This window comes from Rhodococcus sp. Z13 (assembly GCF_025837095.1).
Classification (GTDB): Bacteria; Actinomycetota; Actinomycetes; order Mycobacteriales; family Mycobacteriaceae; genus Rhodococcus; species Rhodococcus sacchari.
Window position 1 is genome coordinate 1,894,371 of the sequence record NZ_CP107551.1, and the last position, 22,195, is coordinate 1,916,565.

The following is a 22,195-nucleotide window of genomic DNA, read 5'->3' on the forward strand; positions in this document are numbered from 1 at the left end:
GTGGCGGTGGACGATGCGTCGTTCGCCGCCACGGGTGTGTCGGGGTGTCCGACCGCCGACGGGAGAACCGGATGTATCTGGGAGCGCTCGAATTCGACCTGCTGCTCGGTGACGTGCATTCGCTCAAACAGAAGCGGGCGGCCATCCGCCCCGTCGTCGCCGAACTGCGCCGCTTCGGTGTGTCGGCGGCGGAGACGGGGGAACACGATCTCTACCGCAGGGCGCGGATCGGAGTGGCGGTCGTCGCACCCGACTTCGCGCACGTGGGGGAGATACTGGACAAGTGTGAGCGGCTGGTGGCCCAGCGGCCCGAACTCGACCTGCTGTCCACCAGACGCAGACTGTTCGGACCCGAGGACTGAACCGGGCCGCACGACCGGCCGCCACGGGGCGGTCGCAGAGAGGAACGAACGACATGGCCGATCCAGCACGGGCTCGCCGCCTCGCGAAGCGCATCGCCACGATCGTGGCCACGGCGATCGACCACGAGATCAAGGATCCACGGCTGCAGTACGTGACGATCACCGACGCCAAGGTCACCGCGGATCTGCACGACGCCACCGTCTACTACACGGTCCGGGGCGCCGACCTGGAGACCGAACCCGACTACGCCGAGGCCGCCGCCGGCCTGGAGAAGGCCAAGGGCGTGCTGCGCAGCAAGGTCGGCGCCGGTACCGGGGTGCGGTTCACCCCGACGCTGACCTTCGTCACCGACACCGTGCCCGACACGGCCCGGCACATGGAGGAGCTGCTGGCCAAGGCCCGCGCCGCCGACGACGCCGTCGCCCGTGCGCGTGAGGGCGCCGTGCCCGCCGGCGACGCCGATCCCTACAAGGAGCCCCGTGAACGCGACACCGGTGACTTCGAGTAGCGAGGGCATGTCCGACTCGGTCGACCTGCAGGGCGCCGCCGCGTTGCTGGACGCGGCGGCGACCGTCACCGTGCTGTGCCACGTCAACCCCGACGCCGACACCCTCGGCAGCGGGCTCGCCCTCGGGCTGGTGCTGGAACGGCGCGGCGTCGCAGTGCAGGTCGCGTTCGGCTCACCGGCCGCCGTGCCGGAATCGATGCGGTCCCTGCCGGGCGGGCATCTCGTGGTGCCCGCCGCGGACGTCCGGCGCGACGCCGACTTGGTGGTGACCGTCGATTGCGGCACCGCCGGCCGGCTCGGTTCGCTGCGCGACCGGCTCGACGGTGCCCCCCGCACCCTGGTGATCGACCACCACCTCTCCAACACCCGCTTCGGCACCCACAACCTCATCGAACCGGAGTCCGAGGCCACCGCGGTGGTCCTCGCGAACCTGTTCGACGTGTGGGGTGTGGAGATCGACGCCGACCTGGCGCACTGCCTCTACGCCGGTCTCGTCACCGACACCGGCTCGTTCCGGTGGGGCCGCCCCGACGCCCACCGCCTGGCCGAACGCCTCCTCGCCACCGGCATCGACGGCTCGGCCATCACCCGCACGCTGCTCGACACGCACCCCTTCGGCTGGCTGCCGATGCTCTCGTCCGTGCTCGCCTCCGCGACCCTCGCTCCCGAGGCCGCCGACGGCAGGGGTCTGGTCTACGCGTTCGTGCGCCGCGCCGACGCGGCGGATCTCGGCCCGGAGGAGGTCGAGAGCGTCATCGACATCGTGCGCACCACCGCCGAGGCCGAGGTGGCCGCGGTGTTCAAGGAGGTCGGCCCGCAGCAGTGGACCGTCTCGCTGCGCGCGAAGACCGCCGTGGACGTGTCCGCCGTCGCCGCCGAACTCGGGGGCGGCGGACATCGCTTCGCCGCAGGCTACACCGCCCACGGTGACCCCGACCACATCGTCGCCGCGCTGCGCGACGTGCTCGGTTGACCGCGAACAGCGAGGGCGGCACCCCGGCACCGGAGATCACCGGCCGGCGCATCCTCGGTCTCGCCGTGCCCGCACTCGGGGTGCTCGCCGCCGAACCGCTCTACCTGCTGTTCGACATCGCCGTCGTCGGCCGTCTCGGCGCCCTGCCCCTCGCCGGCCTGGCGATCGGCGGGCTGATCCTCGCGCAGGTGAGCACCCAGCTGACCTTCCTGTCCTACGGCACCACCTCCCGCTCCGCCCGCTTCCACGGCGCCGACCGGCACGACGACGCGGTGGAGGAGGGGGCGCAGGCCACCTGGCTCGCCCTCGCCGTCGGGCTCGTCGTCCTCGTCGCCGGGCAACTCCTGGCCGTCCCCGTCGCCCGCCTGCTCGGCGGGGACTCCGACATCGCCGCCGAGGCGGTGTCGTGGCTGCGGGTCGCGCTGTTCGGCGCCCCGCTCATCCTCGTCGGGATGGCCGGCAACGGCTGGATGCGCGGCGTCCAGGACACCGTGCGGCCGCTGCGGTACGTGATCGCCGGGCTCGCCCTGTCGGCGGTGCTGTGCCCGATGCTGGTGCACGGGCTGCTCGGCGCACCCCGCTGGGAACTCGTCGGCTCCGCCGTGGCGAACGTGGCGGGTCAGTGCGTCTCGGCCGCGCTGTTCCTGCTCGCCCTGATCCGCGAGGGGGTGCCGCTGCGGCCGCGACTGGAGATCATCGGCGCGCAGCTGCGGCTCGGCCGCGACCTCATCGCCCGCAGCCTCGCCTTCCAAGCGTGCTTCCTGTCCGCCGCGGCGGTCGCCTCCCGCTTCGGTGCCGCCGCGGTCGCCGGGCACCAGGTGGTGCTGCAGCTGTGGAACTTCGTGACCCTGACCCTGGACTCGCTCGCCATCGCGGCGCAGGCCCTCGTCGGCGCCGCCCTCGGGGCGGCCGACCGTCGCGGCGCGACCCGCCTGGCGTGGCGGGTCACCGCCTGGTCGGCGGTCTTCGCGGCGGTGCTCGCCCTGGTCTTCCTCGCCGGCCGCAGCGTGATCCCCGGCCTGTTCACCGGCGACACCGAGGTGCTCGACCAGGTCGGTGTCGCCTGGTGGTTCTTCGTGGCCGTCATGCCCGTCGCCGGGGTGGTGTTCGCCCTCGACGGGGTACTCCTCGGGGCGGGCGACGCCGCCTTCCTGCGCACGGCGACCCTTGCTTCGGCGCTGCTCGGCTTCCTGCCGCTGATCTGGCTGTCGCTCGCGAACGACTGGGGTCTGGCCGGGATCTGGACGGGGCTTACCGTGTTCATCGTGTTCCGGATGATCGCCGTCGTGGCGCGGACCCTCTCGGGCCGCTGGGCGGTGACGGGCGCGGACCGGCAGGTGCGTGCCCACGACGAGTCAGGAGGTTAGTGCCGGTGGCAGCGAAGCTGTGGGCGATCAGCGACATCCATGTGGGCCACCGGGGTAACCGACCGGTCACCGAGGACCTGCATCCCGAGTCCCCGGACGACTGGCTCATCGTCGCCGGCGACGTGTCGGAGAAGACCGACGACATCCGGTGGGCACTGCAACTGCTGCGCAGCCGGTTCGCGAAGGTGATCTGGGTGCCCGGCAACCACGAACTGTGGACCACCGCCAAGGATCCGGTGCAGATGCACGGCGTCGCCCGCTACGACTACCTCGTGACGATGTGCCGCGAACTCGACGTCCTCACCCCCGAGGACCCCTATCCCGTCTGGGAGGGCCAGGACGGCCCCGTCGTGCTCGTGCCGATGTTCCTGCTCTACGACTACTCGTTCCTGCCGGAGGGCACCACCACCAAGGCCGACGGGCTCGCGCTCGCCCGCGAACGCAACGTCGTCGCCACCGACGAGTTCCTGCTCAGACCGGATCCGTACATCTCGCGCGACACCTGGTGCCGGGCCCGCCTCGAGCAGACCCGCAAGCGCCTCGACGCGCTCGACCCGGCGCTGCCCACGGTGCTGATCAACCACTTCCCGCTGGTACGTGAACCCACGCGGATGCTGTTCTACCCGGAGTTCGCGCTGTGGTGCGGCACCACCGAGACCGCCGACTGGCATCTGCGCTACCGCGCCCTGTGCAGCGTGTACGGACACCTGCACATCCCCCGCACCACCTACTACGACGGGGTGCGCTTCGAGGAGGTGTCGGTCGGCTACCCGCGCGAGTGGCAGCGCCGCGGCCTGCAGAAGCAGCCGCTGCGGCAGATCCTGCCGGTCCCGGACTACCCGCCCGGCAGCCTGAACAAGTGGGGCGGTCACTTCACGGTGACCCCCGAGATGGAAGCGGAAGCGGAGAAGATGCGGGCACAACGAGAGAAGGAGTTGCGGTGACCGAAACCGGACAGGGGACCGAGACACGGGAGGCGCTGATCGCGCGGATCGTGCCGGACGGCGTCGCCGCTGCCGAACTGTTCGCCGACCCACCGGGGCTGCGGCCGCATCCGCAGGAGGAACACCTCGTCGCCCGCGCGGTGGACAAGCGGCGCCGCGAGTTCGCCGGCGCGCGGCACTGCGCCCGCCAGGCCATGCGCACCCTCGGCGTCGATCCCGCCCCCGTCCTGCGCGGTGAGAAGGGCGACCCCATCTGGCCCCGCGGCCTCGTCGGTAGCCTCACCCACTGCGACGGCTACCGCGGAGCCGTCCTCGGCTACGCGCTGCAGATCCGCTCGCTCGGCATCGACGCCGAACCGCACGACGTGCTGCCCGACGGGGTACTGCCCGCGGTCAGCCTCGACGTCGAACGCGAGTGGCTCGCCTCCGCCGGCGACGACCTGCACTGGGACCGCCTGCTGTTCTGCGCCAAGGAGGCCACCTACAAGGCGTGGTTCCCGCTCACCAAGCGGTGGCTGGGCTTCGAGGACGCGCACATCACCTTCGAGCGCGACACCACCGCCGACGCGGTGACGGGCACCTTCCACTCCCGTCTGCTCGTCCCCGGCGACACCCTCGACGGCGACGTCCTCACCGGATTCGACGGACGCTGGCTCATCGCCGACGGTCTCGTCCTGACCGCGATCACGGTGCGCTGATGAACGACATCACCACCGAACATCCCGCCCTGGCCCGCGCGGGCCTGCTCGTCGTCGACAAGCCCGCCGGCATGACCAGCCACGACGTGGTGGCCCGCTGCCGCCGGCTGCTCGGCACCCGCAAGGTCGGGCACGCGGGCACCCTCGACCCGATGGCGACCGGCGTGCTCGTCCTCGGCGTCGAACGCGCCACGAAACTCCTCGGCCTGCTCGCCCTGACCACCAAGTCGTACACCGCGACGATCCGTCTCGGGCAGAGCACGGTCACGGACGACGCCGAGGGTGAGACCGTCGCGACCACCGATGCCACGCACGTGACCGACGAGCGGATCGCCGGGGAAGTGGCGGCCCTGACCGGCGACATCCAGCAGGTGCCCGCCAGCGTCAGCGCCATCAAGATCGACGGCAAGCGCGCCTACGCCCGCATGCGCGAGGGGGAGAGCGTCGAACTGAAGGCCCGGCCGGTGACCGTCTCGCGCTTCGACGTCCTCGCCCGCCGCGACCTCCCCGAGGACGGATTCGTCGATCTCGACGTCGAAGTGGACTGCTCGTCCGGCACCTACATCCGGGCGCTGGCCCGCGATCTCGGTACCGCTCTCGGGGTGGGTGGGCACCTGACGGCGTTGCGGCGCACGAAGGTCGGGCCGTTCGGGCTCGAACACGCCCGCACCCTCGAACAGCTCGCCGACGATCCGCGGCCGAGCCTCGACCTCGACGCTGCCGTCCGCACCGCCTTCGAGTGCCGGACCGTCAGCAACGAGGAGGCCGCACTGCTCGCCAACGGCCGCTGGCTCGAGCCCGTGGGGATCCGCGGGGTCTACGCTGCCGTGGACGCGCAGGGCCGGGCCGCCGCGCTGCTGCAGGAGAAGGGCAAGCGGGCCGCGGCCGTGTTCGTGGTGCGGCCCTCCAACATGTAGAGGGCCCGAGCTCAAACCATCCAGATGGCGTCGGCGGCGGGAGTACCGAGATCGACGGTGGTCCCGTCGTCGCCCACCCGGATCGACACCGTGCCCGCGAAGTCGCGGCGCTCGGCGACGACGATGTCGGTGTCCAGCGCGATCCCGACCTCGTCGAAATAGCGCAGCATCGCCGGGTCGGCGTCGGAGATCCGCGCGACCCGGCCGTGCTCGCCGTCCGCGAAGGTGCTGAGCGGGCGGGCCGGGGGCGCCGGGATGCTGCCGTCCGGGGTCGGGATCGGATCGCCGTGCGGGTCGCGTTCCGGATAGCCGAGTTTCGCGTCGATCGCGGCGACCATCCGCTCGGACACCGCGTGTTCGAGGACCTCCGCCTCGTCGTGGACCTCATCCCAGCCGTAGCCGAGCTCCTGGACCAGGAACGCCTCGATCAGACGATGTCGGCGCACCATCGCCACCGCGGCCTGACGCCCCTCCTCGGTCAGCGAGATGGAGCCGTACCGGGCGTGGTCGACGAGCCCCTGGTCGGCCAGCCGCCGCACCGCCTCCGAGACGGTGGACGCGGACACCCCCAGCTTCTCGGACAGCAGCTTGGTGGAGATCTTCTCCCCGGACCATTCCTGGACCGTCCACATGATCTTGAGGTAGTCCTGCGCGACCGCGGACAACGACTCGTTCCTGTCAGGCACGCGTCCAGCTTAGGTAAGCGTCACCCGAGATTCACGCTCTCCGCGGTGGCCGCCACCGTGTCGGGCCGGCGGGCGCGACGTCGCGCCACCCACCGCGTGACCACCCCCTGCCGCGGCGCGAACAGGTAGGCGAGGGTGAAGACGACCGACTGGGCGAGCACCACGACGCCGCCCGTCGCGGCATCGGTGTAGTAGCTCGTGTACACCCCGACCACCGACGCGACCACCGCCAGCGCCGGCGCGACGAGCAGCATCCGCGACATCCGGTCGGTGAGCAGATAGGCCGTCGCACCCGGAATGATGAGCATCGCGACGACGAGGATCACCCCGACCGCCTGCAGGGCACTGACGATCGTCACCGCCAGCAACGCGAGCAGCAGCGCCGACAGCGCCGCGGGGGACAGGCCCAGCGCGTGGGCCTGTACGCGGTCGAACGCGAAGAGGGTCAGGTCGCGGCGCTTCAGGACCAGCACCGTGAGCACCAGCGCGGCCAGGATCGACACCTGCCACACGTCGCCGGTGGTGAGCCCGAGCAGATTGCCGAACAGCACGTGGTGCAGATCCACCTGACTGGGGTTCTTCGAGATCAGCACCACCCCGAGCGCGAACAGCGTGGTGAACACGATGCCGATCGTCGCGTCCTCCTTCACCCGGCTGGTGCCGCGCACCAGCCAGATCAGGGCCACGGCGATCCCGGCGAAGACCAGCGCGCCGAGCGCGAAGGGGACGCCCACCAGATAGGCGAGCACGACCCCGGGGAGCACCGCGTGCGAGACCGCGTCGCCCATCAGCGACCAGCCGATGAGCACCAGCCAGCAGCTCAGCAGCGCGCAGACGACGGTCGCGGCTACGGCGACGAGCAGCGCGCGCTGCATGAAGCCGTACTGCAGGGGTTCGAGCAGGACGTCGATCACAGGGCGTCCCCCTCTGCGGGCACGACGGTGGACGGGGTGGGTGGGGCACCGAAGGCGAGCGCGAGGTTCTCCGGCCGCAGCACCTCGGCGGGCGAGCCGTGGACCAGCACACGACGCTGCAGCAGCACGGCCTCGTCGCACAGCTGCGGCAGCCCGGCGAGATCGTGCGTCGCGACGAGCACCGCGTGTCCGGCCGCGGCCAGATCGCGGATCACCGCGGTCAGGGCGCGTTCGGTGGTCGCGTCGACCCCGGCGAACGGTTCGTCGAGCAGCAGCAGCGGCGCGCCCTGCGCGATCGCCCGCGCCACGAACACGCGCTTGCGCTGCCCACCCGAGAGCTGCCCGATCTGCCGTTCTGCGAAGTCCGTCATCCCGACGCGGTCGAGTGCGGCGTCCACGGCGACGTGATCGGCGGGACGGGGCCGGCGCAGGAAACCCTGGTGCCCGTAGCGGCCGGTCATCACGACCTCCCGCACCCCGATGGGGAAGTTCCAGTCGACCGCCTCGGACTGCGGCACGTACGCGACCTGCGCGCGGCGCCGCGCCGCGGCCGGTGGCGACCCACCGATGGTGACCCGGCCGGAGGTGGGCCTGACCAGGCCCATGATCGTCTTGAACAGCGTCGACTTGCCGGAACCGTTGGTGCCGACGAGGCCGCACACCCGTCCCGGTCGCAGGGCCAGGGTGACCTCCTGCAGTGCGAGCACGGAGTCGTAGCGCACGGTGACCCCGTCGACGAGCAGCGCCGGTGTCGTCGGTGCGGGGGAGCGGGTGGTCCCGGACTCGGTGGTCCCGGGGTCGGTGGTCACAGGTTCGGTGCTCAAGGGTTCAGTCCCGCCGTGATGGTGTCGATGTCGTGCCGCAGCAGATCCAGATAGGTGGGCACCGGGCCGTCCGATTCGGAGAGGGAGTCGACGTAGAGGATCCCGCCGAACCGCGCCCCGGTGTCGACGGCGACCTGCTGCTGCGCCTTGTCGGAGACAGTCGACTCGCAGAACACCGCCGGCACGTCGTTGTCGCGCACGAAGTCGACGGTCCGCGCGATCTGCTGCGGGGTGCCCTGCTGGTCGGCGTTCACCGGCCACAGATAGGCCTCGCGCAGGCCGGCGTCGCGGGTGAGATAGCTGAATGCGCCCTCACAGGTCACCAGGGCCCGCCGGTTCTCGGGAAGACCGTCGAGTGCGGTGACGAGTTCGGTGTGCAGGCGGTCGAGTTCGGCCTTGTACGCCTCGGCGTTGGCGGTGAACTCGTCGGCGTGCTCGGGGGCGAGTCCGGTGAGCGCCGCGGTGATGTTGTCGACGTAGACGCGGGCGGCGACCGGGGACATCCACGCGTGCGGGTTGTAGGGGCCGGTGGCGGCGCCCTCGCCGATGGGCAGCGGGTCGATGCCCTCGCTCAGTACCACGTGCTCGGCGTCGAGGTCGGCGACGAACTGCTCGAACCACCGCTCCAGCCCGAGGCCGTTGTCGAGGATCAGATCGGCGTCCGATGCGAACCGCAGGTCGCCGGGGGTGGGTTCGTAGCCGTGGACCTCCGCGCCGGGCTTGGTGATGGACTCGACCCGCACGTGCTCGCCGCCGACGGTGCGTGTCATGTCGGCGAGGACGGTGAAGGTGGTGAGGACGAACGGCCGATCGTCGGCCGAGCCGGTGGACGAACAGGCCGTCAGGCCGGCGGCGCAGGCCGCGGCCACCAGCACACCGGTGGTCCGCGCGACCCGCATTTTGATCGCTCTCATCGAAAAGTTCGGCACACCGAAATTATGCATTCGCCGTGCCGTTCCTGTCACTCGTTCCGTCCCACGGCCCGGCCGGGGGTGCCTCCGTCGATCATGGGCCGTAGGCTGCCGATGTGCAGAGATGGCGAGGTCTGGACGAGATACCTGCGGACTGGGGTCGGTGTGTGCTCACGATCGGCGTGTTCGACGGCGTGCACCGCGGCCACCAGCAACTCATAGCGCGGGCCGTCGATGCGGCCCGGGAGCGCGGCGTCGCCGCCGTGCTCATGACCTTCGATCCGCACCCCATGGAGGTCGTGCGGCCCGGCAGTCACCCCGCGCAGCTGACCACCCTCGCACGGCGCGCCGAGCTCGCCGAGGAACTCGGCATGGACGTCTTCTGTGTCATGCCCTTCACCCCCGAGTTCATGAAGCTCTCCCCGGAGCGCTACGCCCACGAGATCCTCGTCGAGCGGTTGCACGTCGCCGAGGTCGTCGTGGGGGAGAACTTCACCTTCGGGAAGAAGGCCGCCGGCAACGTCGACATGCTCCGATCCATCGGTGAGCGTTTCGGTTTCGCGGTGCAGGGGCTGACCCTCGTGGCCGAGCACGCCGTGACCTTCTCCTCGACCTACATCCGGTCGTGCGTCGACGCCGGCGACGTCGAGGCCGCCGCGGATGCGCTGGGCCGCCCGCACCGGGTCGAGGGTGTCGTCGTGCACGGCGACGGCCGCGGGCGCGGGCTCGGTTTCCCCACGGCCAACGTGGCGCCGCCCATGTACGCGGCGATCCCCGCCGACGGGGTGTACGCGGCGTGGTTCACCGTGCTGGACTCGGGTTCCCCGATGGAGGGCATGACCGTCGGCCAGCGCTACCGCGCCGCCGTCTCGGTGGGCACCAATCCCACCTTCGACGGCCGCAAGCGCACCGTCGAGGCGTTCGTGCTCGACGAGAAGGCCGACCTGTACGGGCAGCACGTGGCCGTCGACTTCGTCGCACGGCTGCGCGGCATGGAGAAGTTCGACTCGGTCGAGGCACTCGTCTCCGCGATGCACCGCGACGCCGACCGCGCGCGGGACGTGCTCGTCGGCGCGGAGGAGCGCGAGGCCGAGTGAGAATCCCGCTCCGGTCCTCTGGTAGGCTGGAGCGTCGGTGCGTGCTGCGGTTCGCGGTGGCCGCACCGGACGGACCCCGGTCCGTCTTCCATCACGCGGACGTCAGTTGTACAGGAGTACCCCAGTGGCTCTGACCACCGAACAGAAGAAGCAGATCCTCGGCGAGTACGGTCTCCACGAGACCGACACCGGTTCCCCCGAGGCGCAGGTGGCCCTGCTCACCAAGCGCATCGTGGACCTCACCGAGCACCTGAAGCAGCACAAGCACGACCACCACTCCCGCCGCGGCCTGCTGCTGCTGGTCGGTCGTCGTCGCCGGCTGCTGAAGTACGTCGAGAAGGTCGACGTCGAGCGTTACCGCTCGCTCATCCAGCGTCTGGGTCTGCGTCGCTGACACCGACGGGACGAGATTCGATCTGCATTCGCTGATCTTCATCCGACAGCCAACGGGGTACCCACTACACTGGGCCTCGTTGGCTGTCGGCTTTTGCGCCGGCTCGGCCGGCGACTCCCATCGCCTACGCAGGCGATGAATCCGTATGCACCGACGGTGTCGGTCCTCGGTAGTGACCTTCCGGTCCCGTCGGGTGTTTCGTTCCCGCTTCCGCCGGAGGGTTTCGATCGACGACCGCCTCCGTGAGTCGGTGCGCAGCCGTGGCCACGGGGGTCGCGGCGCCCACGCGGGTACGGCGAAGACGAAGAGGGAAGAGAAAACACACAGATGACAAGCACTACCGCAGTCGAGATCGACGAAGGGGTCTTCGAGACCACCGCGACGCTCGACAACGGTGCCTTCGGCACCCGCACGATCCGTTTCGAGACCGGCCGCCTCGCGCGCCAGGCCGCCGGTTCGGTCGTCGCCTATCTCGACGACGAGACCATGCTGCTGTCGGCCACCAGCGCCTCGAAGCAGCCCAAGGACCAGTTCGACTTCTTCCCGCTCACGGTGGACGTCGAAGAGCGCATGTACGCGGCGGGCCGAATCCCCGGCTCGTTCTTCCGTCGCGAGGGCCGTCCCTCCACCGACGCGATCCTGACCTGCCGTCTGATCGACCGGCCGCTGCGTCCGTCCTTCGTCGACGGCCTGCGCAACGAGATCCAGGTCGTGGTCACGGTCCTGAGCCTGAACCCGAACGACCTCTACGACGTCGTCGCGATCAACGCCGCCTCGGCGTCCACGCAGATCGCCGGCCTGCCCTTCTCCGGCCCGGTCGGTGGCGTGCGTGTCGCGCTCATCGTCTCGGACGAGAACAAGTCGGGCCAGTGGGTCGCGTTCCCGACCGTCGAGCAGCTCGAGAACGCCGTCTTCGACATGGTCGTCGCCGGCCGTATCGTCGCCGGTGGCGACAACCCGGACACCGCCGACGTCGCGATCATGATGGTCGAGGCCGAGGCCACCGAGAACGTCATCGCCCTCGTCGAGGGTGGCGCCCAGGCGCCGACCGAGGCCGTGGTGGCCGAGGGTCTCGAGGCCGCGAAGCCGTTCATCGCCCGCCTGTGCATCGCGCAGCAGCAGCTCGCCGCCGCGGCCGCGAAGCCCACCGGTGAGTTCCCGCTGTTCCCGGCCTACCAGGACGACGTCTACGCCGCTGTCGAGGCCGCCGCCGCCGACAAGCTCGCCGAGGCGCTGACCATCGCCGGCAAGCAGGAGCGCGACGACCGCACCGACGAGATCAAGCTCGAGGTGCTCGAGCAGGTCGCCCCGAACTTCGAGGGCCGCGAGAAGGAGATCGGCGCGGCGTTCCGCTCGCTGACCAAGAAGCTCGTGCGCCAGCGCATCCTGCGCGACCAGTTCCGCATCGACGGCCGCGGTGTCACCGACATTCGTGCCCTGTCGGCGGAGGTCGCCGTGGTGCCGCGCGCCCACGGTTCGGCGCTGTTCGAACGCGGCGAGACCCAGATCATGGGTGTCACCACGCTCGACATGGTGAAGATGGCGCAGCAGGTCGACTCGCTCGGTCCCGAGACCAGCAAGCGCTACATGCACCACTACAACTTCCCGCCGTACTCCACCGGTGAGACCGGCCGCGTCGGCTCGCCGAAGCGTCGCGAGATCGGCCATGGCGCCCTCGCCGAGCGCGCGCTCGTCCCGGTTCTGCCGAGCCAGGAGGAGTTCCCCTACGCGATCCGTCAGGTCTCCGAGGCCCTCGGCTCGAACGGCTCGACCTCGATGGGCTCGGTGTGCGCCTCGACCCTGTCGATGCTCAACGCCGGTGTGCCGCTGAAGGCTCCGGTCGCCGGTATCGCCATGGGCCTGGTCTCCGACGAGGTCGAACTCGAGGACGGCACCCGCGAGACCCGCTACGTCGCCCTCACCGACATCCTCGGTGCCGAGGACGCCTTCGGCGACATGGACTTCAAGGTCGCCGGCACCAAGGACTTCGTGACGGCTCTGCAGCTCGACACCAAGCTCGACGGCATCCCCTCGCAGGTGCTCGCCGGTGCGCTGTCGCAGGCCCACGACGCCCGCGTCACGATCCTCGAGGTCATGGCCGAGGCCATCGACGCACCCGACGAGATGAGCGAGTACGCCCCGCGCATCACGACGATCAAGGTGCCCGTCGACAAGATCGGTGAGGTCATCGGCCCCAAGGGCAAGATGATCAACTCGATCACCGAGGAGACCGGCGCCAACATCTCGATCGAGGACGACGGCACGGTCTACGTCGGTGCTGCGGACGGCCCGTCCGCCCAGGCCGCGATCGACAAGATCAACGCCATCGCCAACCCGCAGCTGCCTAAGGTCGGCGAGCGGTTCCTCGGAACCGTCGTCAAGACCACCGCCTTCGGTGCCTTCGTCTCGCTCCTGCCGGGGCGCGACGGCCTGGTGCACATCAGCAAGCTGGGCAACGGCAAGCGCATCGCCAAGGTCGAGGACGTCGTGAACGTCGGCTCGAAGATCCGCGTCGAGATCGCCGACATCGACAACCGCGGCAAGATCAGCCTCGTGCCCGTCGAGGACGACGCACCCGAGGCCGGCGAGAACGCCGAATCCTGATCGCCTCTTCCCCCGGCCGGTGACGGCCGGGGAACGGTGGACCCACCCGTGGGGCCCGGCATCGTGCCGGGCCCCACGGGCGTTCACGAGGTGTGAACAGGCGGAGCAGACCCCCGGGTGTACTGTGGACTGTTCCGCGCCCTCCGACCCGTCAGGACCATCGAAGACCCCATGGTTTCCAGTTCCCACCTGCAGAACGACGCTTCGACCCCCGACCCCGCGGCGGCGACCGGCGTCCGTCGCACGGTCCTCCCGGGTGGCGTGCGGGTCGTCACCGAACACGTCCCCGGTGTACGTTCCGCCGCCGTGGGCGTCTGGGTCGGTGTGGGCTCCCGCGACGAGCAGCCGTCCGTCGCCGGCGCCGCCCACTTCCTCGAACACCTGCTGTTCAAGGCCACCCCGACCCGCACCGCCCTCGACATCGCCGAGGTCATCGACGGGGTCGGCGGCGAGCTCAACGCGTTCACCGGCAAGGAGCACACCTGCTTCTACGCCCACGTCCTCGACGACGACCTGCCTCTCGCGGTGGACGTCGTCGCCGACGTCGTGCTGCGCGGCCGCTGCCTGAGCGCCGATGTGGACGTCGAACGGCAGGTCGTGCTCGAGGAGATCGCGATGCGCGACGACGACCCCGAGGACCTGCTCGGCGACTCGCTGCTCACCGCCCTCTACGGCGATCATCCGCTCGGCCGGCCCGTCATCGGCTCGGTCGAGTCCATCGAGGCGATGACCCGCGCCCAGCTGCACTCCTTCCACGTGCGCCGGTACACCCCGCCGCGCATGGTGGTCGCGGTGGCCGGCAACGTCGACCACGGGCACACCGTCGAACTGGTGCGCCGCGCCTTCGCCGGGCACCTCGACACCGATGCGCCGCCCGCGCCGTGCCGCGGCGGCACCCTCCGCCTGAACACCCCGCCCACCACCAGCATCGTCGAGCGCGACAACGAGCAGGCCCATCTCACCCTCGGGGTGCGCTCGTTCGGCCGGCACGACAGCCGTCGCTGGGCGCTGTCGGTGCTCAACGCCGCCGTGGGCGGTGGGCTGAGTTCGCGTCTGTTCCAGGAGGTCCGCGAGAAGCGCGGCCTGGCCTACTCGGTGTACTCGGGGGTCGACACCTTCGCCGACACCGGTGCGTTCTCCGTCTACGCCGGTTGCCACCCCGAGAACCTCGGTGAGGTCGCCGCGGTGGTCCGCGAGGTGCTCACCGACGTCGCCGACAACGGCATCACCGACGCCGAGTGCGCACGGGCCAAGGGGTCGCTGCGCGGCAGCCTCGTCCTCGGCCTCGAGGACACCGGGGCGCGGATGCACCGGATCGGCCGCAGCGAACTGAGCTACGGGCAGCACTGGAGCATCAGCGAGACCCTCGAACGGATCTCCACGGTGACCTCCGATCAGGTCCGCGCCGTCGCGGCGGACATCCTGCACCGGCCCTTCGCGGTCGCCGTGGCCGGCCCGTACCGACACACCCGCGACCTCCCGGCCCAGGTGCGCACCCTGGTGTCCTGACTGGGGCCGTTCGCCCCGCGCGGCCCGGCCGCCGGGGCGGTTGCGTAGGATTTCCGCCGAGACGGGAACGAAAGGGCGTGACGACGCAAGTGGATGCAGCAAAGGTTCGGGTGGGTGTACTCGGCGCCAAGGGCAAGGTCGGGCAGGCGATCTGCGCCGCCGTCGAGGCCGCGGCGGACCTCGAACTCGTGGCGACGGTCGACAAGGACGACAGCCTCGAGACCCTCGTGACCGCCGGGACGCAGGTCGTCGTCGACTTCACGCACCCCGACGTCGTCATGGACAACCTGAAGTTCGTCGTCGAGAACGGCATCCACGCCGTCGTCGGCACCACCGGCTTCGACGACGCACGCCTCGACACGGTCCGGTCGTGGCTCGCCGAGCGCCCCGAGGTCGGTGTGCTCATCGCCCCCAACTTCGCCATCGGCGCGGTGCTGTCGATGAAGTTCGCGCAGGCCGCCGCCCGCTACTTCGACTCCGTCGAGGTCATCGAGCTGCACCACCCGAACAAGGCCGACGCCCCCTCCGGCACCGCCTACCGCACCGCCCAGCTCATCGCGAAGGCCCGCGCCGAGGCCGGTGTGGGCCGCAGCCCCGACGCGACCTCCACCGAGCTCGAGGGTGCCCGCGGCGCGGACGTCGACGGGGTGCGGGTGCACTCGGTGCGTCTCGCCGGTCTCGTCGCCCACCAGGAGGTCCTGCTCGGGACCCAGGGTGAGACGCTGACGATCCGCCACGACTCGATCGACCGGTCCTCGTTCGCCCCCGGCGTGCTGCTCGGCGTGCGCGAGATCGGCTCCCGTCCGGGCCTGACGATCGGCATCGACCCTCTGCTCGACCTGTGAGCCGCAACCTCCTCAAGGTTCTCGTGCCCATCACGTTCATCGTGGTGGCCCTCGGGTTCTACTTCTTCCTGCTCGGCTCCACCGGTATCGATCTGATCCGGTCCGGTGGGGTCGCGGGCATCGGCCTGGGCATCGGCGTGCTGCTGCTGCCGATCGTCGGTGCGTGGATCGTCTACGCCAGCCTCCGCGCGGGCCTGCAGCACCAGCATCTGGCGCGGCGCATCCACGAGGAGGGTCTCGACCTCGACGTCTCCGACCTGCCGCGGCTGCCGTCCGGCCGGATCGACCGCGACGCCGCCGACGCCCTGTTCGCCTCGGTGAAGCAGGAGTGGGAGGCCGACCCGGACAACTGGCGCACCTACTACCGCCTGGCCCGGGCCTACGACTACGCCGGTGACCGCGGCCGCGCCCGCGAGACCATGCGTCGCGCGGTGGCGCTGGAGAAGCTCGAACGGGACGGCCGCACCGGGGCCTGACACGCCTACTCGTGGGGGTCTGCGCCGGTCGTGGGCCCGGTACCCTCTGCAGGTGTGACAGCCGAGGCCCCGACGTCCCCGCAGATGTCCGATGGTCCCGACGGGACCCGCACCCTCCTCGTCGTGCACCACACTCCGTCCCCACCGACCCGCGAGATCCTCGAGGCGGTGCTGGCGGGGGCGAACGACCCGGAGATCACCGGCGTCACGGTGCGAGCCGTACCGGCACTGGGGGCGACCGTGCCGGACGTGCTGGCCGCCGACGGCTACCTGTTCGGCACCACGGCCAACTTCGGGTACATGTCCGGTGCGCTCAAGCACTTCTTCGACACGGTCTACTATCCGTGCCTCGATGCCGTCGCGGGTCGTCCCTACGGCCTGTGGGTGCACGGCAACAACGACACCGCGGGCGCGGTCGCCTCGGTGCGCAAGCTCGTGGTGGGCCTCGGTCTGACCCAGGCCGCCGGGGACGTGGAGATCACCGGCCCGATCGATGCGGGTGTGCGGGAGCGGTGCTACGAACTCGGCGCGACGGTCGCGGTGACCGTCGCAGGCGAGCTGTAGCACCGCTCCCCGCGATCAGAGGTGATTTCATCGCTCCGCGATCAGAGGTGATTTCATCGCTCCGCGATCAGAGGTGATTTCATCGCTCCGCGATCAGCGGTAATTCTTCTCCGTGAAGCTCTTCAGGCCCTTGCCGGCGATGTCGAGGGCCATCTTCTCGGCGCGGCGCACGAGGAAGCCGGGGATCGGGATCTTCGGGTCGATGGTGAGCGCGAACTCCACCGCGGTGCCCGAACCCTTCGGGGTGAGCGTGTAGGCGCCGTCCTGCTGGCGCTGCTGGCTGCTCTCCACGAGCGTCCACGACATGGATTCGTCGCCGTTCCAGGTGTAGTCGACGACCTGCTCGTCGGTGATGCCGACGATGGAGACGGTCATCCGCACGCGGTGCGGGCGGCCGTCGGGGTGCGTGGACTCGATGGTGACGGACTTGTGGGTGGGCGACCATTCCGGCAGGCGGTCGACCGCGGCGATCGCTGCCATCACCTGCTCCGGGGTTGCGTCGATCTCGAAACTCCGGGTACTGCTGACCGCCATGTGACCTCCGTCTCTCGTGGGTGTGCGACGGCGCTCTATCCCGCGATGGCCGAATCAGGCGTCGTCGTGTCCGGTCGTGTCGTCGGGGCCGGTGGGGTCCTGGGGGCCGGGTGTGCCGGTGGATCCCGTGTCCGTGGTGCCGGTCCCGGGAGCCTCGGATTCGGCCGGGGAGGGGGAGGTGGACTTCGTCCAGCCCGACTGGCGGCGCCACTCGTCGGCGCGTCGCTGGTAACGCATCTGCTCGCGGAGCGCGCCCTGTACCGCCTGGGCCACCCACGAGTTGAGGGACAGCCCGCTCTGGGCCGCGGCCTCCTCGGCCTTGCTCTTGATCTGCTCGACGAGCCGCAGGGTCACACGGCTGATGTCGCCGGTCATCTCCTCGAACGTCGGGACCGGGTCCTCGTGCGGGGGAGTGGCCTCCTCGTGCACCGCGACCACCGCGTCCGTGCCGTCGAGTCGCACCGACACCGTCCGGTCGCCGAGTTCCTCGGTGATCTCGTTCGCCATGTCCGACAACGCGGCGAGTACCGCGAGGCGGGCCGGAGCGGCGATCGCCGTGGCCAGAGCGGCCGCGGTGCGGCGGGTCTGTTCGTCCCCGAGTTCCGCGGCGGCGATCACCGCCTCGGTGATGGCGGCGGTGTACTTGTCGATGTTCATGAAGTCAGTGTGACGCCATGAGTGATGCCACACAAGTGTCATCGTGACGCCATGGACTACATGTGGGGGTCGGGCGCGTTACTGTGCGGGCACAGGCACGACAGGGGAGGAGACGACGATGGCCCGACCGCCCGCCGAACCGGAGGTTCGGCTCATCGCCACGACCGAGTTCCATCCGCCCCGCGACGTCGACTGGGAGACCGACGCCGACGGCGGTGAGGCGCTCATCGAGTTCGCCGGCCGCGCCTGCTACCAGAGCTGGTCCAAACCCAACCCGCGGACCGCCACGAACGCCGGCTACCTGCGGCACCTGCTCACCGTCGGACATCTGTCGGTGCTCGAGCACGCCACCGCGACCTTCTACATCACCGGCATCTCCCGCTCGTGCACCCACGAACTGATCCGCCACCGGCACTTCTCGTTCTCCCAGCTGTCGCAGCGTTTCGTGGCCGACGGGGACGTGCCGGTGGTGGTGCCGCCCGCGATCGAGGGCGATCCCGGACTCGAGGAGCTGTTCCTCGCCGCCGCCGAACGCAGCCGCGAGGCCTACGTCGCGCTGCTGGCCGCCCTCGACGAGAAGCTCTCGCACCTGCCCGCGGGTCCGCTGCGCGCCAAGCAGGTTCGCGAGGCGGCCCGCGCGGTGCTGCCCAACGCCACCGAGACCCGCATCGTGGTGACGGGGAACTTCCGGTCCTGGCGGCACTTCGTGGCCATGCGCGCCACCGAACACGCCGACGTCGAGATCCGGCGACTGGCGGTCGAATGCGTCCGTCAGCTGGCGAAGGCCGCCCCGAACGCGTTCTCGGACTTCACGATCAGCGCGTTGCCGGACGGCAGCGAGATCGCCGTGCCGGGCCTGGCGACCGATATCTGATCGAGCTTTCGAGGGCAGGCGTGTGTCGGAGCACCCGAGCCACGCGGTAGCCTTCTGACCATGACCAATGGTGAATCCGCAACTGCTGTCGAGCTGCCCTTCGGCACCGTCGCCACCGCGATGGTGACCCCGTTCACTGCCGACGGCAAGCTCGACGTGGATGCGGGGGTGCGTCTGGCGAACCACCTCGTCGACGGCGGCTGCGACGCACTGGTACTCGCCGGTACGACCGGTGAGTCGCCCACCACCACGGAGAACGAGAAGATCGAGCTGATGCGGGCCGTGCTCGCATCCGTCGGCGACCGGGCGAAGATCATCGCCGGTGCCGGCAGCAACGACACCGCCCACAGCGTCGAACTCGCCCGCGACGCCGCGCGCGCCGGTGCCCACGGCCTGCTCGTCGTGACGCCCTACTACTCGCGGCCTCCGCAGGCCGGCCTGTACGCCCACTTCGTCGCGGTGGCCGACGCCACCGACCTGCCGGTGATGCTCTACGACATCCCGCCGCGGTCGGTCGTCCCGATCGAGACCGACACCCTGCGCCTGCTCGCCGAGCACCCGCGCATCGTCGCGGTCAAGGACGCCAAGGGCGATCTCAACGCTGGCGCCGAGCTCATCGGCACCACCGACCTGAAGTTCTACTCGGGCGACGACCCGCTGAACCTGCCCTGGCTGTCCGTCGGCGCGGTCGGATTCGTCAGCGTGATCGGTCATCTCGTGCCGGGCCGCCTGCGTGAACTGCACACCGCCTTCATGGCCGGCGACCTCGAGCGCGCCCGCCAGATCAACCTGTCCATGGTGCCGATCTACCGCGCCGTCGCCCGCCTCGGCGGGGTCAGCGCCTCCAAGGCCGGCCTGCGACTGCTCGGCATCGACGTCGGAGAGCCGCGTCTGCCGCAGGTCGCGCCGGTCGCCGCTCAGATCGACGCCCTCGCAGCGGATCTCCAGGCCGCAGGGGTGTTGTGATGAGCCGCCCCTCGCGCGGCCGGGGCCGCGCCACCCGGAACGCCGGACCGCCCTCGTCGCGTCCGGCCCGCCGGGTCGTGCAGAACTCGGCTGCCACGCAGCGGCCCGACGCCCGCGTGGTGGATCCCACCGACCGGCTGGGTCCGCCGCCGAAGGCGCCGAAGAACGGCCTGCGTGTGGTCGCGCTCGGGGGCATCGGCGAGATCGGTCGCAACATGACCGTCTTCGAGCACCAGGGCCGGATCCTCATCGTCGACTGCGGCGTGCTGTTCCCCGAGGACCAGCAGCCCGGCGTCGACCTGATCCTCCCCGACTTCCGGTACATCGAGGACCGGATGGACGACGTCGAGGCGATCGTCCTCACCCACGGTCACGAGGATCACATCGGCGCGGTGCCGTTCCTGCTGCGCCTGCGCCCCGACATCCCGGTCGTGGGTTCGAAGTTCACGCTCGCGCTGGTGGCGGCCAAGTGCCGCGAGCACCGGCAGCGCCCCAACCTCGTCGAGGTCGTCGAGGGGCAGACCACCGTGCACGGCCCGTTCGAGTGCGAGTACTTCGCCGTCAACCACTCGATCCCGGACGCGATCGCCGTGGCGATCCGCACCGCCGCCGGCGTCGCCCTGCACACCGGCGACATCAAGCTCGACCAGCTGCCGCTCGACAACCGGCTCACCGACCTCGCGGGCTTCTCCCGCCTCGGCGACGAGGGCGTCGACCTGTTCCTGGTCGACTCCACCAACGCGGAGGTCCCCGGCTTCGTCACGCCCGAACGCGAGATCGGCGGTGTCCTCGACACCGTCATCGGCAAGGCGAAGAACCGCGTCATCGTGGCGTCCTTCGCCAGCCACGTGCACCGCATCCAGCAGATCGTCGACGTCGCCGAGCGCCACAACCGGCGCGTGGCGTTCGTGGGCCGGTCCATGGTGCGAAACATGCAGATCGCGCAGGAACTCGGCTATCTCCGCGTGCCGGAGGGCCTCGAGGTCGACATCGACACCGCCGCGAACCTGCCCGACGACCGGATCGTGCTGGTCTCCACCGGTTCGCAGGGCGAGCCGCTGTCGGCGCTGTCGCGGATGGCCCGCGGGGAACACCGGCAGATCAACATCCGCGCCGACGACCTCGTCGTGCTCGCCTCCTCGCTCATCCCGGGCAACGAGAACTCGGTGTTCGCCGTGGTCAACGGGCTCGCCAAGCGCGGCGCCAAGGTCGTGACCCAGCAGAACGCCAAGGTGCACGTCTCCGGGCACGCCTCTGCCGGTGAGCTGCTGTTCCTGTACAACGCGGTGCGTCCCACCAACGCGATGCCGGTGCACGGCGAGTGGCGGCACCTGCGCGCCAACGCCGCGCTGGCCGAATCCACCGGCGTGCCGAAGGACCGCATCGTGCTCGCGGAGGACGGCGTGGTCGTCGACATGGTCGACGGACTCGCCGAGATCGTGGGCCGGGTCCCGGTCGGTCACGTCTACGTCGACGGTCTGTCCGTCGGCGACGTGGGCGAGTCGACGCTGTCCGACCGCCTCGTCCTCGGTGAGGGCGGCTTCATCTCCATCTCGGTGGCGGTGGACGCCACCACCGGCCGGGCCGTGAGCACCCCGGAGGTCTCCGGACGCGGCTTCTCCGACGACCCGGAGGCGCTGAACGAGGCGGCACAGCTCGTCGACAAGGCGCTCAACGAGCTCGCCGCCGAGGGCGTGACCGAGACCCACCGCATCGCGCAGGGCATCCGCCGGGTCGTCGGCCGCTGGGTCGCGGAGACCTATCGCCGCCGCCCGATGATCGTGCCCACGGTGATCCCGGTCTCCTGACCCCGGTTGCGGCAACAGGGCGCGTCCCCTGCCGCACAAGTGGTGGGAGCGAACGATGGGCGTGCCGCCCGGCGCTCGTTAGAGTGGCGGAATGAGCCTCGCCCGTAGCGAACGACACGCCCTCGTCCGCACCATGTCCGAGGTCGGACCCGACGCACCCACCCTGTGCGGCGACTGGACGGTCCGGGACCTGGCCGCCCACCTGCTCGTCCGTGAGCGGCGCGTGGACGGCATGCCCGGCATCGTCGTCCCCGCCCTCGCCGGGCACACCGAGAAGCTGCGCAAGCAGGCCACGGACCGGCAGTGGGCGCACCTGCTCGCCGACCTCGACTCGGGTCCCCCGAAGTGGTCGCCGTTCTTCCTGGTCGACGCCGTCGCCAACGCGACCGAGATGTTCGTCCACCACGAGGACGTGCGCCGCGCGCGGCCGGGTTGGGAGCCGCGGACCCTGCCGAGTTCCGAACAGGACCAGCTCTGGCGGTTCGCCCGGATGATCGCCCGCACCGGCTACCGCGGCTGCGACCTCACCGTCGTCTTCGAACGCTCCGACACGGGGGAGCAGGTCACCGTCCGCAAGCGCGGCCCGCGGACGGTGGTGCTGCGCGGCGAACCCGCCGAACTCCTCCTGCACGCCTTCGGTCGCGACGAGGTACGGCTCGACGTCGACGGCGAGGAGGCCTGGGTCGCCGAGTTGAACGCCTCCCAGCGGGGCGTGTGACCAGTGCCGCCGTGCGGTACCCGTGTTGCTGATGGTTCATGAGA

Annotated in this window: 24 protein-coding genes; 18 read left to right on the forward strand and 6 right to left on the reverse strand. The window is 70.6% G+C overall.

Annotation, left to right across the window (positions count from 1 at the left end; translation table 11 throughout):
• Window positions 1-71: 71 nt before the first annotated feature.
• Genes OED52_RS08645 through truB form a run of 7 tightly spaced genes read left to right on the forward strand, consistent with a single transcriptional unit; the run spans window position 72 to window position 5,770 of the window.
• Window positions 72-362 (forward strand): DUF503 domain-containing protein, encoded by a 291-nt coding sequence (locus OED52_RS08645; protein ID WP_264154228.1) that lies wholly within the window; start codon window positions 72-74, stop codon window positions 360-362.
• 53 nt (window positions 363-415) lie between these two features.
• A complete protein-coding gene (rbfA, locus tag OED52_RS08650) occupies window positions 416-871 on the forward strand; it encodes a 30S ribosome-binding factor RbfA (protein WP_264154229.1) in 456 nt (151 codons plus the stop codon).
• A 7-nt stretch (window positions 872-878) separates the two neighbouring features.
• Window positions 879-1,844, forward strand: a complete 966-nt coding sequence (locus OED52_RS08655) for a DHH family phosphoesterase (protein WP_264154230.1) — start codon at window positions 879-881, stop codon at window positions 1,842-1,844.
• The gene (locus OED52_RS08660; RefSeq protein WP_264154231.1) at window positions 1,841-3,211 is read left to right on the forward strand and encodes an MATE family efflux transporter; all 1,371 of its coding nucleotides are present in this window, start codon (window positions 1,841-1,843) and stop codon (window positions 3,209-3,211) included. Before OED52_RS08655 ends, OED52_RS08660 begins: the two co-directional genes overlap by 4 nt.
• A 5-nt stretch (window positions 3,212-3,216) precedes the next feature.
• Window positions 3,217-4,155: a metallophosphoesterase family protein gene (locus OED52_RS08665; protein WP_264154232.1), complete on the forward strand. Its 939-nt coding sequence runs from the start codon at window positions 3,217-3,219 to the stop codon at window positions 4,153-4,155.
• A 35-nt stretch (window positions 4,156-4,190) separates the two neighbouring features.
• Entirely contained in the window at window positions 4,191-4,853 is a 663-nt protein-coding gene (gene npt / locus OED52_RS08670; protein WP_264154628.1) for a 4'-phosphopantetheinyl transferase Npt, read from the forward strand.
• A complete protein-coding gene (gene truB / locus OED52_RS08675; RefSeq protein ID WP_264154233.1) occupies window positions 4,853-5,770 on the forward strand; it encodes a tRNA pseudouridine(55) synthase TruB in 918 nt (305 codons plus the stop codon). The genes npt and truB overlap by 1 nt, the downstream gene beginning before the upstream one ends.
• Window positions 5,771-5,781: 11 nt before the next feature.
• Here truB and OED52_RS08680 read toward each other — a convergent pair whose 3' ends face one another.
• The 4 genes from OED52_RS08680 to OED52_RS08695 are packed head-to-tail and all read right to left on the reverse strand — an operon-like array spanning window position 5,782 to window position 9,108.
• Window positions 5,782-6,456, reverse strand: coding sequence for a metal-dependent transcriptional regulator (locus OED52_RS08680; protein WP_264154234.1), 675 nt, complete (start codon window positions 6,454-6,456; stop codon window positions 5,782-5,784).
• Between the two features lie 20 nt (window positions 6,457-6,476).
• Entirely contained in the window at window positions 6,477-7,370 is an 894-nt protein-coding gene (locus tag OED52_RS08685; RefSeq protein ID WP_264154235.1) for a metal ABC transporter permease, read from the reverse strand.
• Window positions 7,367-8,179 carry a metal ABC transporter ATP-binding protein gene (locus OED52_RS08690; RefSeq protein WP_413247753.1) on the reverse strand — a complete coding sequence of 271 codons (813 nt, stop codon included), beginning with the start codon at window positions 8,177-8,179 and terminating at the stop codon, window positions 7,367-7,369. The genes OED52_RS08685 and OED52_RS08690 overlap by 4 nt, the downstream gene beginning before the upstream one ends.
• Window positions 8,180-8,190: 11 nt before the next feature.
• Window positions 8,191-9,108 carry a metal ABC transporter substrate-binding protein gene (locus tag OED52_RS08695; RefSeq protein WP_413247733.1) on the reverse strand — a complete coding sequence of 306 codons (918 nt, stop codon included), beginning with the start codon at window positions 9,106-9,108 and terminating at the stop codon, window positions 8,191-8,193.
• A 113-nt stretch (window positions 9,109-9,221) separates the two neighbouring features.
• On the opposite strand from OED52_RS08695, the gene OED52_RS08700 reads away from it, so the two are divergent.
• From OED52_RS08700 to OED52_RS08730, 7 genes are all read left to right on the forward strand, one after another.
• Complete coding sequence (locus OED52_RS08700; RefSeq protein ID WP_264154236.1) at window positions 9,222-10,202, forward strand: bifunctional riboflavin kinase/FAD synthetase; 981 nt, start codon at window positions 9,222-9,224, stop codon at window positions 10,200-10,202.
• 124 nt (window positions 10,203-10,326) lie between these two features.
• The gene (gene rpsO, locus OED52_RS08705; RefSeq protein ID WP_006551263.1) at window positions 10,327-10,596 is read left to right on the forward strand and encodes a 30S ribosomal protein S15; all 270 of its coding nucleotides are present in this window, start codon (window positions 10,327-10,329) and stop codon (window positions 10,594-10,596) included.
• Window positions 10,597-10,923: 327 nt separating this feature from the next.
• Window positions 10,924-13,200, forward strand: coding sequence for a polyribonucleotide nucleotidyltransferase (locus OED52_RS08710; protein ID WP_264154237.1), 2,277 nt, complete (start codon window positions 10,924-10,926; stop codon window positions 13,198-13,200).
• Between the two features lie 171 nt (window positions 13,201-13,371).
• Window positions 13,372-14,709 (forward strand): M16 family metallopeptidase, encoded by a 1,338-nt coding sequence (locus OED52_RS08715; protein ID WP_264154238.1) that lies wholly within the window; start codon window positions 13,372-13,374, stop codon window positions 14,707-14,709.
• Between the two features lie 89 nt (window positions 14,710-14,798).
• A complete protein-coding gene (gene dapB / locus OED52_RS08720) occupies window positions 14,799-15,554 on the forward strand; it encodes a 4-hydroxy-tetrahydrodipicolinate reductase (RefSeq protein WP_264154631.1) in 756 nt (251 codons plus the stop codon).
• Window positions 15,551-16,030: a hypothetical protein gene (locus OED52_RS08725; protein WP_264154239.1), complete on the forward strand. Its 480-nt coding sequence runs from the start codon at window positions 15,551-15,553 to the stop codon at window positions 16,028-16,030. The genes dapB and OED52_RS08725 overlap by 4 nt, the downstream gene beginning before the upstream one ends.
• An 84-nt stretch (window positions 16,031-16,114) precedes the next feature.
• Window positions 16,115-16,594 carry a flavodoxin family protein gene (locus tag OED52_RS08730; protein WP_264154632.1) on the forward strand — a complete coding sequence of 160 codons (480 nt, stop codon included), beginning with the start codon at window positions 16,115-16,117 and terminating at the stop codon, window positions 16,592-16,594.
• Between the two features lie 93 nt (window positions 16,595-16,687).
• On the opposite strand, the gene OED52_RS08735 is transcribed toward OED52_RS08730, so the two are convergent.
• Complete coding sequence (locus tag OED52_RS08735) at window positions 16,688-17,128, reverse strand: SRPBCC family protein (protein ID WP_264154240.1); 441 nt, start codon at window positions 17,126-17,128, stop codon at window positions 16,688-16,690.
• A 54-nt stretch (window positions 17,129-17,182) separates the two neighbouring features.
• Window positions 17,183-17,785 (reverse strand): toxin-antitoxin system HicB family antitoxin, encoded by a 603-nt coding sequence (locus tag OED52_RS08740; RefSeq protein WP_264154241.1) that lies wholly within the window; start codon window positions 17,783-17,785, stop codon window positions 17,183-17,185.
• Between the two features lie 118 nt (window positions 17,786-17,903).
• On the opposite strand from OED52_RS08740, the gene thyX reads away from it, so the two are divergent.
• The 4 genes from thyX (at window position 17,904) to OED52_RS08760 (ending at window position 22,151) form a co-directional block, all read left to right on the forward strand.
• Window positions 17,904-18,659 carry an FAD-dependent thymidylate synthase gene (gene thyX, locus OED52_RS08745; protein ID WP_264154242.1) on the forward strand — a complete coding sequence of 252 codons (756 nt, stop codon included), beginning with the start codon at window positions 17,904-17,906 and terminating at the stop codon, window positions 18,657-18,659.
• A gap of 60 nt (window positions 18,660-18,719) precedes the next feature.
• Window positions 18,720-19,625, forward strand: coding sequence for a 4-hydroxy-tetrahydrodipicolinate synthase (dapA, locus tag OED52_RS08750; RefSeq protein WP_264154243.1), 906 nt, complete (start codon window positions 18,720-18,722; stop codon window positions 19,623-19,625).
• Entirely contained in the window at window positions 19,625-21,433 is a 1,809-nt protein-coding gene (locus OED52_RS08755) for a ribonuclease J (protein ID WP_264154244.1), read from the forward strand. The genes dapA and OED52_RS08755 overlap by 1 nt, the downstream gene beginning before the upstream one ends.
• A 91-nt stretch (window positions 21,434-21,524) precedes the next feature.
• A complete protein-coding gene (locus tag OED52_RS08760) occupies window positions 21,525-22,151 on the forward strand; it encodes a TIGR03085 family metal-binding protein (RefSeq protein ID WP_264154245.1) in 627 nt (208 codons plus the stop codon).
• Window positions 22,152-22,195 lie beyond the last annotated feature (44 nt).

Bases quoted from the DNA above. Each gene is read 5' to 3' on its own strand.
- OED52_RS08645 (WP_264154228.1), top strand. From the start codon at position 72: ATGTATCTGGGAGCGCTCGAATTCGACCTGCTGCTCGGTGACGTGCAT.
- rbfA (WP_264154229.1), top strand. From the start codon at position 416: ATGGCCGATCCAGCACGGGCTCGCCGCCTCGCGAAGCGCATCGCCACG.
- OED52_RS08655 (WP_264154230.1), top strand. From the start codon at position 879: ATGTCCGACTCGGTCGACCTGCAGGGCGCCGCCGCGTTGCTGGACGCG.
- truB (WP_264154233.1), top strand. From the start codon at position 4,853: ATGAACGACATCACCACCGAACATCCCGCCCTGGCCCGCGCGGGCCTG.
- OED52_RS08695 (WP_413247733.1), bottom strand. From the start codon at position 9,108: ATGAGAGCGATCAAAATGCGGGTCGCGCGGACCACCGGTGTGCTGGTG.
- OED52_RS08710 (WP_264154237.1), top strand. From the start codon at position 10,924: ATGACAAGCACTACCGCAGTCGAGATCGACGAAGGGGTCTTCGAGACC.
- OED52_RS08715 (WP_264154238.1), top strand. From the start codon at position 13,372: ATGGTTTCCAGTTCCCACCTGCAGAACGACGCTTCGACCCCCGACCCC.
- OED52_RS08730 (WP_264154632.1), top strand. From the start codon at position 16,115: ATGTCCGATGGTCCCGACGGGACCCGCACCCTCCTCGTCGTGCACCAC.
- OED52_RS08735 (WP_264154240.1), bottom strand. From the start codon at position 17,128: ATGGCGGTCAGCAGTACCCGGAGTTTCGAGATCGACGCAACCCCGGAG.
- OED52_RS08740 (WP_264154241.1), bottom strand. From the start codon at position 17,785: ATGAACATCGACAAGTACACCGCCGCCATCACCGAGGCGGTGATCGCC.
- thyX (WP_264154242.1), top strand. From the start codon at position 17,904: ATGGCCCGACCGCCCGCCGAACCGGAGGTTCGGCTCATCGCCACGACC.
- dapA (WP_264154243.1), top strand. From the start codon at position 18,720: ATGACCAATGGTGAATCCGCAACTGCTGTCGAGCTGCCCTTCGGCACC.
- OED52_RS08755 (WP_264154244.1), top strand. From the start codon at position 19,625: ATGAGCCGCCCCTCGCGCGGCCGGGGCCGCGCCACCCGGAACGCCGGA.
- OED52_RS08760 (WP_264154245.1), top strand. From the start codon at position 21,525: ATGAGCCTCGCCCGTAGCGAACGACACGCCCTCGTCCGCACCATGTCC.